Consider the following 13,525-nt stretch of genomic DNA (forward strand, 5'->3'; position numbering starts at 1 on the left):
CGGCCCCCGCGCGCCGACGGCGAAGCCCCGATTTCCCGGGTCCCGAGGAGCGCCGCAAGCGTCCTCCGTACCGTCGCGACGTCGCGCTCGCCCCATCCGACGCAGGGCCGCCCGCGATCGCCCGCGCTCCGCACGTCCTGCGGCGCATCATGTCCATGAATACATGCCCGATCGAGCATGTGCTCATGGACATGACTGACGGTCATGTCACCGGCGTCGGCACCCGCGCGGTCAGCCCCGAAGCACCGGCCGCCCGCGCGGCGCCTCGACCGGATGGCCGCCGCGCCTCACTGCGGCTTGATCCCGCAGTCGTCGGCCTCGCTCGGCACGCAGCCCTCGCAGTCCCAGCGGAACGCGTCGAGCAGGGCGACGGTGGCCCAGTTGGCGTCGGACATGTCGGCGAGGAAGAAGCCGACCGTGATCTCGGCGCCGGGCTGGACCCCGCCGCGGGCGGTGAACCAGTCCGAGCACGCGTGGCCCTCGAAGCCGGTGCCCCACAGCTGCGGCTCGGCCTTCGTGTAGCCCGGGCCGTCGAAGTAGCTGTCGAGCGCGGTGATCGTCAGCGGCAGCCCCTGCGTCGGGTCGTTCGGGTCGGGGATGAAGGCCACGTTGCCGCTGTACGCGTCGACGGGCGGGTTGGCGTTCGGGTCGTCGGGGGTCGGGTCGACCTGGTAGGCGAAGAACATGTCGTTGAAGACCGTGCCGACGTAGCCCGGCCACTCCGACGAGCAGAACACGAAGTCGAACGTGAAGCCGTACGTCGCCGCCGGCACCACCGTCTTGAACGTGAAGTAGATGCGGTCGTTGACCTTGCCGTTGGTCTTCTCCCACTGCGCCTGCAGCGTGTCGGAGCAGTCGCCGTCGCCGCCCGGCACCCCGTTGTCGCAGCCGACGAACGGCGTGCCGCCGGCGCCGTCGTTGCTGCCGTCGACCGCCTTGAACGGGCTCGGCAGCGCGTCGTCGCCGGAGTTGCCGTTGGCCCCTTGCTTCACCTGCGAGTTGGTGGCCTCGACCACCACCCCGTCCGCGTCGGGCGCGGCGATCGTCCCGGTCGACAGCATCAAGAACGTGTGGCCCTCGCGCGGCGCGTACAGCCGCTGCGGCGGCGTGTTCGGGTCGCCGTCGAGGTCCGCCGCGTAGTTGCCGAAGCCGCGCGCCACCTGCCAGGTGTTCGGCTGCGCCGCCGGGTCGAACTCGAACGCGGTGACCACCACCGAGTCGTCGGCCTGCAGATCGCACACCCCGATCGCGCGCAGGGCGTCCCGCGGATCGGTCTTGTCGGCCAGGTCGATCGCGTCGTCGCACACCGCGTAGCTCACCGGCGCGCCGCAGGCGGCCGGGTGATGCTTGGTGCAGTCGTTCTTGCAGTAGTCGAACTCGCCGCCGTCGACCTGGTTGCCGTCGTCGCACGCCTCGCCGGGCTCGATCTCGCCGTTGCCGCAGTCCGGCGGCGTGAACGTGCAGTCCGGCTCGCAGCCGTCGCCGCCGCTGCGGTTGCCGTCGTCGCACAGCTCCGGCTTCTCGATCGAGCCGTTGCCGCACACCTGCGGCGGCGTCTCGACCTGGCAGTCGGCGCTGCAGCTGTCACCGTCCGCGGTGTTGCCGTCGTCGCACGCCTCGCCGACCTCGTGCTTGCCGTCGCCGCAGGTGTGCGGCAAGAGGCAACTCGACTCGCAGCCGTCGCCGTCGTCGAGGTTGCCGTCGTCGCACTGCTCGCCGGGCTCCTGCACCCCGTTGCCGCACTCGCCCCCGCCGTCGGTCACGCCCATCGTCGCGCCGGTCGAGCCCGGATCCGACATCGAGTCGCTGCCCGCGCTGACCGTCCCGGCCGACCCATCGGTGCCGCTGCCGGTCGGACCGTCGCCCTCGCTGTCGCTGTCGCTGTCGCTCTCGCTCTCGCTGCCGGGCGTGGTGCCGGTCGGCTCGCTCGCCGTCGCCGTCTCGGTCTCGCTCCCGTTCGCAGCGGACCCGCCGTCCGAGGCCGAATCACCGCCGGCGTCGCCGCAACCGACGAGCCAGACCACACACACCAGCGAGCACCCCGAACGAGCAGTCAAAGCGTAAGTCATGCCCCACCATTTCCGATCTGCCGCGACCGATCAAGCGCCGCGCGCGAGCGAGTCCGCCCGGCCCAGCGAAACGCGGTCCGCAGCGCGGCTGCGGCGAGCCCGGTGAGACCGCCCCGGATCGCGGCTCATGGCCCGCGGGCCCGCACCACGCGTGCGCCGATCCCCCCCACCCGCGGCTCGCACCACGCGTGCGCCGATCGACCCCGCCTCCGGCCCGCACGACGCGCGCGCCGATCGATCCCACCCACGGTTCGCTCGACGCGTGCGCCGATCCATCCGCCCGCGGCCAAAACCAGGCGAAAACCGCCCTCTCTCGCCCCACGTCGCTCCTGCAGCGACGCTCACGGGACGCTCGCCACGGTCCGCCGCTCCGACGCCCTCTGCTTGACCTGCGTTCCGTCGCGGCCGATCGTCGGCCATGCTCGACGCTCGAGGAGAGGCCGCGGCGGAGCGCGTCACGCTGACGGAGGTCCGCACGATGGCCGACTATCCACCCGGCCTGATCGGCGCCATCGCGGGGCTGTTCGGCCGCTGCATGACCGCCAGCCACGGCACCGACTGGCGCGTCGACGCCATGATCGCCGAGGGCCAGAGCGAGTTCTTCCGCCGCTTCGACCCCGAGCGCGATCGCGTGTGGGTCGCGCAGGTGGGCGGCGTGATCTGCGGCGCCTTGACGATCGACGGACCGCGACCCGAGACCGGCCGCGAGGCCGCGCGCCTCCGCTTCTTCATCCTCGACGAGGCGACCCGCGGGCTCGGCCTCGGCCGCCGCATGGTCGCCGCCGCGATGGCCTTCTGCCGCGAGCGCGGCTATCCACGCGTGTACCTGACGACCCTGCCCGGCCTCGACGCCGCGCGCCGCCTGTACGAGGCGTGCGGCTTTTGCCTGATCGGGCAGGACGATCCGCCGTTCTGCGGCAGCGCCCACGGCGAGCAGACCTGGGAGTGGCGCGCCCCGTGAAGGCGGGCCGCTCGGGGTGCTGGGAATCACCGCGGTGATTCACGGCATCATCCCAGGTTCGGACAGTCCGTCGCCGGGCTCGTCGACCACGTGCAGATCGCGGCGGGGAAGGTCCCGGCCGGCGCCTCGCCGGTGCGGACGATCTCGATCTGCGCGTTGCTCCCGGCGTCGATGCAGGTCTGGCTGAGGTTGTCGATCATCGACGGCGTCTCGGCGCCGCTGTCCCCGTGGACGGCGAAGCACGCCTCCTGCCCGGCGGGGATCGTCCACTCGCCCATGACCGCCTCGCACTTGACGATCGGCGCGCAGGTGTGCTGCACAGGGTCGTAATCGCAGACCTCGCAGTCGGCCTCGAGGGTCGCGTTTTCGGCGTCGACGTCCTCCACGCATTGCGAGAGGCACCCCGACTCGTCGACCTGGACCGGCTGCTCGCCGCCGGTACCCGTGGGCGCCCCGGTGTCCGTGCCCGTGCCCGTGCCCGTCTCCGTGCCCGTCTCCGTACCCGTGCCCGTGCCCGTGGGAATGTCGGTCGCCGTGCCCGTCTCCGTGCCCGTGCCCGTATCGGTATCGGTGTCGCCCGACTTCGAGCCGCCGCAGCCGGCGATCGCCAGCGCCATCAGAAACATCGCATGCTTGGTCATGATGCGCGGCAACCTAGCAGATGCCGCCCGCGCCGACACAAAAGCCGGCGAAGCCGAGATGCCGCTCGTTCGCACGGGGCCGGCCCCGAGAAGCCGGCCGCCGTGCGAGCTCCTGCTGTCGACGACAGCGATTGATTCGCAGCTGGGACCGGTCCGCGCTGCTGCAATGAACCGTAGAGGTGAATCCCCTGGTGCACATGCACGCGGAGTCACTCGCGTCCCGGCATGTCACGGCCGCTTCCGCCGTCGCAGCGTCGGTCCACCCGCGAGTGCGCCGACGAGTGACTCCCGCAGTCGTCGACCCTCGACCCTCGACGCTCGGCCCACTCGTGACCGCCCCGCGGTCGAACGACTCCTGCCGTCGTCATCGTCGCGACCATCGACGCGCGGTCACGCAGGACCGCGCCGTCGACCGCTTGACCCACCGCTCTGCCCACCGGGACCGCGCCGACGACGTCGCGATGACTCCGTCATCGGCTCCGACCGTCGCTCCCGCCGCGCCGGTCGGCCCCGCGGCGCGCCCCCCTTGCGTCGCCCGCGGCCTGCGGCTATGGTCCCCCACGTCGAACCCTTTCGGAGCCGGCCCGCCCTTGAAGCTGCACGCCTGAATCCCGCTGTCCCCCAGCCGCCCGCAACCCGTCAATTCGGCCGCGGGCGAGATTCAGGAGCATCTTCATGGCCACCCTTCTCTGTCGCGACCTCGCGTTCTCGTTCGGCGACCTCCCGCTACTGTCCGGCGTCGACCTGCACCTCGTCCCCGGCTGGACCGGCCTCGTCGGGGCCAACGGCGCCGGCAAGACCACGCTCCTGCGCCTGCTCGCGGGCGAGCTCGAGCCGACCGGCGGATCGATCCAGCGCGAGCCTCTGGACCTGTCCCTTACGACATGTCCTCAGAGCGTGGAGGCCTGCACCCCCGAGATCGCCCGCTTCGCCGCCCGCGACGACGGCCCGGCGCGGCGCCTGCACGGCGAGCTCGCGCTGACCCCCGCCGAGCTGGCGCGCTGGGCCAGCCTGTCGCCCGGGGAGCGCAAGCGCTGGCAGATCGGCGCGGCCCTGGTCGACGAGCCGGACGTGCTGCTGCTCGACGAGCCGACCAACCACCTCGACCACGCCGGCCGGAAGCTGCTGATCGGCGCGCTGCGGGGCTATCGCGGCCTCGGCGTGGTCGTCAGCCACGATCGCGCGCTGCTCGACGGCCTCACCGACCGCACGCTGCGGGTCACCGGCGGCGAGGTGCAGGACTGGTGGCTGCCCTACAGCCGGGCCCGCCGGTCCTGGGAGGCCGAGCGCGCCGAACACAACGCGACGCATGCGGCCCTGCAGAGCCAGCACCGCCGGCTCGAGGGCCGCCTCGACGACCAGCGCCGCGCCCTCGCCGGCGCGACCGCCCATCGCAGCCGGCGGGTCCGCGGCAAGGGCAAGCACGACAGCGACGCCCGCACCCTCGGCGCCGCCACCCTCGCCGAGTGGTCGGAGAAGTCGCTCGGGCGCGGCGCGAGCGTGCTCCGGCGCGCCCTCGATCGCAGCGCCGCGGCCCTGGCCGATCACGCCTACGAGGGCGAGCTCGGCGGGCCGATCGCGGTCGCCGGCGAGCGGGCCCCTTCGGCCTACCTCGCGGCCCTCGACGTGCCCGAGCTGCGCGTCGGCGACCGGCGGGTGCTCGGGCCGGTGCAGGTGGCCCTGGCCCGCGACGCCCACGTCCGCCTCGCCGGGCCCAACGGGGCCGGCAAGACCACGCTGATCCGGGCCCTGCTGGCCCGCCTGCGCTGCCCGCCGGCGCGCGTACTTTATGTGCCCCAGGACATGTCCGAACAGGAAGCCGTCGCCCACCTCGACGCGGTGCGCTCGCTCCCGCCGGACGAGCGCGGCAAGGTGCTCGCGGTGGTCGCCGCCCTCGGCGTCGACCCCGGCGCGCTGCTGCGCTCGCGCCGACCGTCGCCCGGCGAGGCGCGCAAGCTGCTGCTCGCGTTCGGGCTCGGCCGACCGGTGTGGGGCCTCGTCCTCGACGAGCCGACCAACCACCTCGACCTGCCGGCCGTCGAGCGCCTGGAGACCGCGCTCGCGGAGTTCCCGGGCGCGCTGCTGGTGGTCAGCCACGACGACGCGTTCGCGCGCGCCTGCACTCGCGTCACCTGGCGCATCGACCAGGGCGAGCTGCGCGAAGAGACAGCCGAGTGAGGCGCGCCGAGCCGGAGTCCCGGCGCGCTGGACGACGCGTCCGCCCGGCGCTCGCGCGTCACCTGGCTCCTCGGCCAGGCGAGCTGCGCGAACAGACAGGCGGCTCCCACGCCGGGCCTGCCGCGAGCCACGCCCCGGCGGCCGCCGAACCCATGCCGTGAACGAGTCGACGAGGGGCGGGGGCCAGCGGCGCCGCTCACGGCTCGCGCTTCTGCTCCGCCTGCAGCCGCTGCTCCTCTTCGTGGCGGCGGTACGCGTTCTCCTCCGCGAGCGGGCCCTCGCCGGCCTCGCGGGCCAGGCGGTCCAGCAGGCGGAAGTGACGGCGCATCCGCACCAGCTCCTCCTCCGAGATATCCTCGGCCACCAGCACCCGGTTCGACGCGCGCGGGTTGCTGGCGATCAGCTCGTCGAGCTTGAGCTGCAGCGACAGGGTGTCCTTGTTCTGCGAGCGCTGCAGCAGGAACAGCATCAAGAACGACAGGCTGGCGACGACCTGCTCGATCCACTCGTAGGCCGCCGTCCAGTCGGCGACCCGCGGGCCGGTGACGTTCCACGCGATCACCACGAGCACGGCGACCCAGTGGACGCGCGAGTCGGCGACGAAGCGGGTGGCGAGCTGGGCGACGTGTTCGCCCCAGCTCACCCGCTCGCTCGTCGGCCGCACGCCCGACGAGGACGGATCCCTGTCTTCGTCGCTCACCTTTCGCCTCTCGTGGCCGGTCGCCTGTCCGTTCGGACAGGCGCTCGACGTCGGCCTCACTCGGCCGCGTCGCGCTGCTCCAGGCGGATGTCCTCGACGAACGAGTCGCGCTCGCGCGCGTACTCGTCGACCAGCTGCTCGGCCTCCTGGTCGCTGACGACCTGCTTGGCCCGCGGGAACAGCTCGCCCTCTTCCTCGTCGACGTGGTGACCCACCATGTCGGCGAGCACCTTGATCTTGGCCTGCCACACCTCGTTGTCGGGGGTCATCGCGTCGAGCTCGGCGAGCAGCTTGTCGACCTGCTTGTGCTCCTCGATGCCCTCGCGGGTGGTGTCGGCGGTGTTGGACTCCTCGAGCAGCCGCGGATAGACCACCGCCTCCTCGGCGCGCGAGTGCGGGACCAGCTTCTGCTTGAGTCGGGCGAACAGCTCCAGCGCCTCGGCGCCCTTGGCCTCCTCGAGCTGGTGGAACAGCTCGCTGACCTCTTCGTGTTCGCGGTGCAAGACGTCGTAGATCTGGGGCTTTGCCATGACGAATCCTTCCTTGTCGCGGCGCCGGTCGGCGCGGGGAGCGACCGGGGAAGATGTGGCGCGAAAACGAGGCGCGGCAAATGAGCACAGGACCCACGCCCCTTCTACCGGGCTGCAATGGCAGCACCAGCGCCGCCGCGGGCCGCTCCGCGTGCAGAGCGCCGCCGCGGGGCCGACGTCCGCGAGGCGACGAACTCCGGGGTAATTCCTCGGACCGCGCGAGTCTCGCGCCCGCGACCTGCGGCCGAGCTCGCCGCAGATCGGCGCTTCTCTCATGCCCGAAGGGACAGGCCCCCCGAGCCCGCCTGGGAGTTGGCGCCGGCGCCCGGGGTCGGGCTCGCTGCCGTCAGGGTGCTCGGGCTCGCTCGGATGGTTCGCGAGCGCGCGCGAGCCGACGCGGCCGTCCGGGCATCTCCTCGCCGCTCCTCGTCGTCTGTTGAGGTCACCGTGGTCGGCGAGCAGCAGCCGCGCCCGCACCGGGACATCGTCGCCGCCGACGAGCGACCACTATGATCATATGTTCCATCGGCCATTTGATCATAGCGGCGAGGACCGCCGCTCTCGGCGGGCCGACGAGGCTCGCCCTCTGCCCTGGCGCTGCTGGCCTCTCCGTCCGTGACGCCTCCCAAACGCGGACGTCGCCCGCGGCTCGGCCCGGCGGGATCGGCGGCGATCTGCCGCTCGCGCCGCGCCCCCCGCGCTCGCCCGCGCGCAGCCCGCGGAGGCGACGGCGAATGACGACAGTACGCGGAGGTGTGCACGTTTGGGATCGGGGGCGATCTGCGGCGGCGATCGGCAGCACCCATCCCGACCTCGACTTCGCCGCGCGGCCGTGCGCAGCCGCGTCGGTGCCGGCGATGAACGAAGGTCAACAGCGGCCCGCCGGCGCCGACCGGCAGCGGCGGCGGCCTCGGACGTCGTGTTACCCTGAGGCGCTCGCTCGGGTCGCCGATGGACAACTTCGCAGCCAGTGCGCCCGACGAGTTCGTCCCGCCTGCCCCCCAGGACATGGCCCTGGGGACATTGATCGACGAGCGCTACCAAATCGTCGCGGCGATCGGCGAGGGCAGCATGGGCGCGGTGTACCTCGCCGAACACGTCGAGGTCGGGCAGAAGGTCGCGATCAAGGTGCTGAACCCCGAGCCGAGCGCGCGCGCGTCGATCGCCCGCCGCTTCCGCGCCGAGGCGTGCAAGGCGGGGTCGCTCGGGCACCCGCACATCGTCGAGGTGTTCGACGCCGGCGCGCTGCCGGACGGCCGCCTGTTCGTGGTGATGGAGCACCTCGCGGGCCGCAACCTCGCGCACGAGCTCGAGGAGGTGCTCGTGTTCGACGCCGAGCGCGCGTGCGTGCTGATGCGCCAGGTCGCGCTGGCCCTCGCGGCGGCGCACGGCGCCGGCATCGTCCACCGCGCCCTCAAGCCGAGCAGCGTGATGGTGGCGGCCCAGCCGGGCGGCGAGGTCGTCAAGCTGCTCGACTTCGGGCTCGCCGCCAAGATCGCGCTGAACGCCGAATCCGGCGAGCACCCGTCCGAGGCCGGCGCCCACTCGAGCCCCGCCGACTACATGGCGCCGGAGCAGGCGACCAGCGTCGCGCCGACCCCGGCCATCGACGTCTACGCCGTCGGGGTGATGCTCTACGAGCTGCTGTCCGGCTCGCTGCCGTTCACCGCCCGGCACGCGTTCGAGCTGCTGAACATCAAGCTGCTGCACCCCGCGCCGTCGATCGACGCCCGCCGCCCCGGCCTGCCGCCCCGGCTCGTGCGGCTGATCGCCGACTGTCTCAGCATCGATCCCGCCGCGCGCCCGGCCGACGGCGCGGCGCTGGTGCCCCGCTTCGACGCGGTGCTCGCCGATCTGCGCCGCCAAACGCCGCTGCAGGCCGAGGACGTCGCGGCGACGATCGAGCCGGTTCGTCGGCGCCGGCGGGCGTGGCCGGTCGCGCTCGCCGTCGGCGTGGTGTTGGCGGCCGGCGTCGCGTTCGTGGCGTGGCCCCGGGGCGCGACGGAGCCCGAGCTCGCCGCGTCGGCGCCGGTCTCACCGCCCCCTGCGCCCTCGCCCGCACAGGCCGAACCGCCGCCGGTCGTCGTCCCGCCCGCAGAGCCGGCCCCCGTCGTCGCCCCGCCGCTCCCGCCGGAGCCGGCGCCACGGAAGTCCGAAGCGATCGGCAAGCCCGCGGCTCGCCGCCCCGCGCAGGAGCCGGAGCTCGCCGCGCCGGCGGCCGCGGTGAGCACCGACGAAGCGCACCTCACCCCGCGTTGTCAGCGGATCCGCACCAAGGCGAGCGAGGCCCGCCGCGCGCAGCGGTGGAGCGTGCTGCGCGACCAGAGCCGACACCGCGAGTGCTGGGCGTCCGAGGCCGAGGCGCGCAAGCTGCAGACCAAGGCGGCGATGGAGCTCGCCGACTTCGCCGGCTGCGTCGCCTTCGGCGCGGAGCTGCGCGACCCCGAGGTCCAGCAGTGGCTCAAGCTGTGCAAGCTCCGCGCGGAGGAGTGACGGCCCGGACCTGCGACCCGCGTCGAGATCGACGCCTCCGCTCGTCGCAGCGAGGCGAGCCGTTCATGGCCCCGGGGCAGTGGCCTCCGTCGGGTAGCGAAACGCTTCGAACAGCGAGAGGGCGATGGCCAACACCACGGGCCCGAGCACGAGGCCGATGAGCCCGAACACCTGGAGGCCGCCGAGCACCGCGAAGAAGATGAAGAGCTCGTGCAGCTTGGCCCGCTTGCCGACGAGCCGGGGCCGCAGGAAGTTGTCGACCAGGCTGATGACGAACACGCCCCACAGCGCGAGCAGGATGCCCTTGATCCAGGCCCCGGACACGGCGAGGTAGATCGCGGCCGGGATCCACACCACGAACGCGCCGGCGAGCGGGATCAGCGACAGGAAGATCATCGCCACGCCCCAGATGATCGCCGACGGCACCCCGAGCACCGCGAAGGCCAGGCCCCCGAGCACGCCCTGCAGGGTCGCGATGACGAGCACGCCGTTGACGCTGGCGCCGACGACCTCGCCGATCCGGCGCAGGATCTCCCGGGTCTGGCGGTCTTGCAGCGGGATCGCGCTCGCCATGGCGTCGCGCACCAACCTCCCGTCGCGGACCAGATAGAACAGCACGAACACGACGAACAGCGCCCGGACGAGCAGGCCGAGCACGTCGCCGAGGACGCCGAGGGTCCGGTTGGCGAGCTGCAGGCCGAGCGTCTGCAGCTGTTCGCTGATCTGGTGGCGGATCTGCTCGAGGTCGACGTGGCGGTCCAACCACCGCATCGCCGGCCCGGTCAGCTCGGACTCGGGGTCGAGGAGCTGCGCGAAGGCCGTCTGGAGCAGCCCGACCGCCGGCGTGATCTCGCGGACGATCGCCCAGGTCACGAGGCCCATCGGGACCCCGATCGCGACCACCACGAACAGGGTCGTCAACCCCGCGCTCAAGTTGGGCCGCTGCGTGCGTGCGAGGATCCGCCGATGCACGGGCTGGAACGTGAGGGCCAGGACGGCTGCCCAGAGCAGCACGTCGACGAATGGCCTGAGCATCAACCAGCAGAGATAGAACGCGCCCACGACCGTCGCGGTCAGGATGATTCTGCGCGCCTGTTCTCGACGATCCGAATTCGTGTCCGTGTCGCTCATGCGACCCAGACATGGATCGAGATCCTCGCGGGCGAGAGGTCGAGCGGCCCCGACCCGGTCCGCCGGGCTGGTGCGTCGACCGGCGGTCCCTGCGCGACAGGGTCGGTGCCGTCGCGCTGCTCGGGACGACCCTCTCGCGACATCCGCGCCGTCGTGACTCGAGCGTCGACGTCGCGTGCGGTCCAACGATGAGCCCGGTCTGCGTCGCCATGCCATCCACGCCGTGATGGCGGCGCTGGCGGCGTCGAGTCCGCCGCTCACGCCACGCCGACTCCGGGCCCCTGCAGGAGCGTCGCCAGCCCCCCCGCCCGCCGGCGGTCCCTCGTCCGCTTGCGTTCGTGCTCATCCGGAGGGTCGCTTCGGGCCGCTCGTCGTCGGCCTCGCGGAGCGACGAGCATGGCCGCTCGCGGACCGCCGCGGCGAATGCACGCTCGGCGGGCGCCGTCCTTCCGCGGCGACCCCGGGCCGGATCGCCGCGACGAGCTCGGCGAGCGCCTGCTCGCAATCCTGGAGGAGCACGTGGGGATCGGGGCTCACGTCCGGGCAGGTCACTGCGGCGAGATGCACCGTCTCGCGATAGCTCCAGACCGTGAGGTTGAGCCCGATCCGTTCGAGCAGCGGTCCGCCGAGGTACAGGCATTCGAGCGCGGCGCCGACGAGGTACTGCGTGTCCGCCGGCCCGCGTACGTTCGAGATCACGAGGTTGAGCGGCGGCCGCGGGAGGCGGGGGAGCACGCGGCTCATGAGCAGACGGACCAGCCAGGGGTGAGCGTATTCGGTCCATTGTTCGAGCAAGCCGCCGACCTCGAGATCGTGCGCGTGCTTGGCCGCCTCGGTGAGCGCATGGATCTCCCGCAGGCGGACCAGCGGATCGGCGAGATCCGTGCGCAGCGAGACGAGGAGGCTCGACACCTTGTTGCCTGCGAGCCGCGCATCCTCCGGCCCGCCGGTGGCCACCGGCACGCTGGCGAGCAGCGGCCGGCGATGGGCCTCGCCGCGGCGTTCCAGGGCGCGTCGCAGCGCGGCGGCGGCCATGGCGAGGACGACATCGTTGAGCGTGCAACCGAGCGCGACCTTGATCGCCTGCAGGTCGGCGAGCGGCAGGTCGAGCGCGGCGAAGCGGCGCCGGGGCGTGAGCGGGGCGTTGAACGAGGCGCTGGGCCCCGTGAACGGGAGCGACAGCCCCTGGCCCCGCGTGCGCAGGAGCAGGCGCACACCGGCGCGCGCCGTCAGCCCGACGAGGCGCGGCAGCCGGAGCAGGCCGCGCAGACGATCGCGGAGCGCGTCGACGATCAGCCGACGATCGTCCGGGATCGGCTCGGCAGCCCACGCCCTGGACGCGGGTGCCACGTCGGGGGCGTCGTATTCGCGGCTCATCACCCGCTCGAGCACCGTGACCATCGCCGCGCCGTCGATGACCGCGTGGTGGACCTTGCAGACGAGCGCCACCTGACCGCCTCGCAGACCTTCGACGACCGTGATCTCCCACAGCGGGTACGCGCGGTTCATGGGCGTCGAGACGACCTCGCCGACCAGGGCTTCGAGGGCCCGCATGTCGCCCGGGGGTGGGAGCGTCGCTCGTCGCAGGTGACGCGAGAGGTCGAGGTCCGGATCTTCGATCCACACCGGGTGGTGGAGGTTGCACGGGACCTCGACCAGCCTGCGCCGGAGCAGCGGCACGAGGTGGATCCGGCGCTCGAACAGCCGCCGCACGCGCTCGAAGGCGTAGCCGCCGCGCATGTTCGACACATCGACCCGCATCACGCTGACGGTGTGCATCGACACCGCCGGGGACTCCATGTACAGGAAACTGGCGTCGAGTCCGGTCATTCGCTGCATGGACACTTCGTCCCCTCGCGGCGCAGGCCGCGGCGAAAGCGTGGCCGCGAACGTCGCGTACGCCAGCGGGCGAGCGGTCCGCCCCAGGGCGGGCCCGGCGGGCGCGTCCCGGCGTCCTGTCCCGAAGGACAGCTGCAGCGCGCGGCAGAGCACTCGCGCGAGACCGGCCTCGACCCCCGCGTCCGCTCACGCGAGCGCGCGTGCGGCCGCCTCGCCGCGCCCGCCCAGCAGGCGCAGGTCCTCGCCGTCGCCGACTCCGAGCGGGTACAGCGCCTCGCAGACCTCGGCGATGCCGGCCAGGCCGCGGAGCTCCTGGTGGATGTGCTTCGGCTCGATGCGCACCCCGTCTTCGCGGACCGCCAGCGTCGTCGGGTCGACGGGCAGGGCCGCGTGGCGCTCCGTCGTCGCGCCGACCACTCGCCCGCCGGCGATCCCCTTGCCGAGCGCCAGCACGCTCGTCACCGGCCCGTGGTCCTTGCCGCGCAGCCCGTTGTAGCCGGGCGTGCGGCCGAACTCCGAGCCGACCACGATCACCAGGTCGTCGGCGACGCCCTGGCGCTCGGCCTCCTCGCCGGCGAATTCGACGGCCGCGAGCAGCTGCGCGAGCAGCGGGACGTGCTCGGCGTCGTGGTCGACGTGGGTGTCGAAGCCGTCGAGCTCGAGGTCGACGGCGACCGTGACTCCGGCGCGGACGGCCGCCAGCGCGACCTGGACCTGGCGGATCAGCGGGTTGGGCCCGTCGTCGAGCGTCGGCAGCCAGCGCTGCAGCGGGCGCAGCTCGTGAACGCCGGTGCGCGACGCTGCAGGTCCGCCTCATCGCCTCCACCGACGGGAATTCGTCGCGCTCCTACTTCGTGTGGAAGCGCGTGCGCGCCTACAACAATCGGGTGCTGGTCGACGGCGAGCCCGACCTAATCGCGCGCTTCGACTGGATCCGCTTCCGGCGGCCGCGCCGCGTCGACGCGCCGGCGAGCGAGCCCTGA

Annotated in this window: 11 protein-coding genes; 4 read left to right on the forward strand and 7 right to left on the reverse strand. The window is 72.9% G+C overall.

Going from position 1 to position 13,525, the window contains the following annotated elements; all coding sequences use genetic code 11:
* Positions 1 to 287: 287 nt before the first annotated feature.
* Positions 288 to 2,069, reverse strand: coding sequence for a choice-of-anchor L domain-containing protein (locus NAEX_RS03605; RefSeq protein WP_096326118.1), 1,782 nt, complete (start codon positions 2,067 to 2,069; stop codon positions 288 to 290).
* Positions 2,070 to 2,487: 418 nt separating this feature from the next.
* Here NAEX_RS03605 and NAEX_RS03610 point away from each other — a divergent pair, with 418 nt between their 5' ends.
* Positions 2,488 to 3,030, forward strand: coding sequence for a GNAT family N-acetyltransferase (locus tag NAEX_RS03610; RefSeq protein WP_096326119.1), 543 nt, complete (start codon positions 2,488 to 2,490; stop codon positions 3,028 to 3,030).
* Positions 3,031 to 3,077: 47 nt separating this feature from the next.
* On the opposite strand, the gene NAEX_RS49535 is transcribed toward NAEX_RS03610, so the two are convergent.
* On the reverse strand, positions 3,078 to 3,671 hold the full coding sequence (locus NAEX_RS49535; protein ID WP_170135421.1) for a hypothetical protein: 594 nt from the start codon (positions 3,669 to 3,671) through the stop codon (positions 3,078 to 3,080).
* A gap of 675 nt (positions 3,672 to 4,346) precedes the next feature.
* On the opposite strand from NAEX_RS49535, the gene NAEX_RS03620 reads away from it, so the two are divergent.
* Positions 4,347 to 5,849 (forward strand): ATP-binding cassette domain-containing protein, encoded by a 1,503-nt coding sequence (locus NAEX_RS03620; RefSeq protein ID WP_096326120.1) that lies wholly within the window; start codon positions 4,347 to 4,349, stop codon positions 5,847 to 5,849.
* Positions 5,850 to 6,045: 196 nt separating this feature from the next.
* Here the strand turns inward: NAEX_RS03620 and NAEX_RS03625 are convergent, their stop codons facing one another.
* Positions 6,046 to 6,549, reverse strand: a complete 504-nt coding sequence (locus tag NAEX_RS03625; protein ID WP_170135422.1) for a low affinity iron permease family protein — start codon at positions 6,547 to 6,549, stop codon at positions 6,046 to 6,048.
* Between the two features lie 56 nt (positions 6,550 to 6,605).
* Positions 6,606 to 7,079: a hemerythrin domain-containing protein gene (locus tag NAEX_RS49540; protein ID WP_170135423.1), complete on the reverse strand. Its 474-nt coding sequence runs from the start codon at positions 7,077 to 7,079 to the stop codon at positions 6,606 to 6,608.
* A gap of 951 nt (positions 7,080 to 8,030) precedes the next feature.
* On the opposite strand from NAEX_RS49540, the gene NAEX_RS03635 reads away from it, so the two are divergent.
* Entirely contained in the window at positions 8,031 to 9,572 is a 1,542-nt protein-coding gene (locus tag NAEX_RS03635) for a serine/threonine-protein kinase (RefSeq protein ID WP_096326123.1), read from the forward strand.
* 63 nt (positions 9,573 to 9,635) lie between these two features.
* Here the strand turns inward: NAEX_RS03635 and NAEX_RS03640 are convergent, their stop codons facing one another.
* The 3 genes from NAEX_RS03640 to NAEX_RS03650 all read right to left on the reverse strand — a co-directional run bounded on the left by NAEX_RS03640 (position 9,636) and on the right by NAEX_RS03650 (position 13,319).
* Positions 9,636 to 10,919 carry an AI-2E family transporter gene (locus tag NAEX_RS03640; protein WP_338042612.1) on the reverse strand — a complete coding sequence of 428 codons (1,284 nt, stop codon included), beginning with the start codon at positions 10,917 to 10,919 and terminating at the stop codon, positions 9,636 to 9,638.
* Between the two features lie 126 nt (positions 10,920 to 11,045).
* Positions 11,046 to 12,542, reverse strand: a complete 1,497-nt coding sequence (locus NAEX_RS03645) for a wax ester/triacylglycerol synthase family O-acyltransferase (RefSeq protein WP_096326125.1) — start codon at positions 12,540 to 12,542, stop codon at positions 11,046 to 11,048.
* A gap of 186 nt (positions 12,543 to 12,728) precedes the next feature.
* Entirely contained in the window at positions 12,729 to 13,319 is a 591-nt protein-coding gene (locus NAEX_RS03650) for a DUF1501 domain-containing protein (protein ID WP_096326126.1), read from the reverse strand.
* A gap of 77 nt (positions 13,320 to 13,396) precedes the next feature.
* Between NAEX_RS03650 and NAEX_RS53670 the strand changes: the two genes are divergently transcribed.
* Positions 13,397 to 13,525 carry a hypothetical protein gene (locus NAEX_RS53670; RefSeq protein WP_256254035.1) on the forward strand — a complete coding sequence of 43 codons (129 nt, stop codon included), beginning with the start codon at positions 13,397 to 13,399 and terminating at the stop codon, positions 13,523 to 13,525.

The organism is Nannocystis exedens (assembly GCF_002343915.1).
GTDB lineage: Bacteria > Myxococcota_A > Polyangia > Nannocystales > Nannocystaceae > Nannocystis > Nannocystis exedens.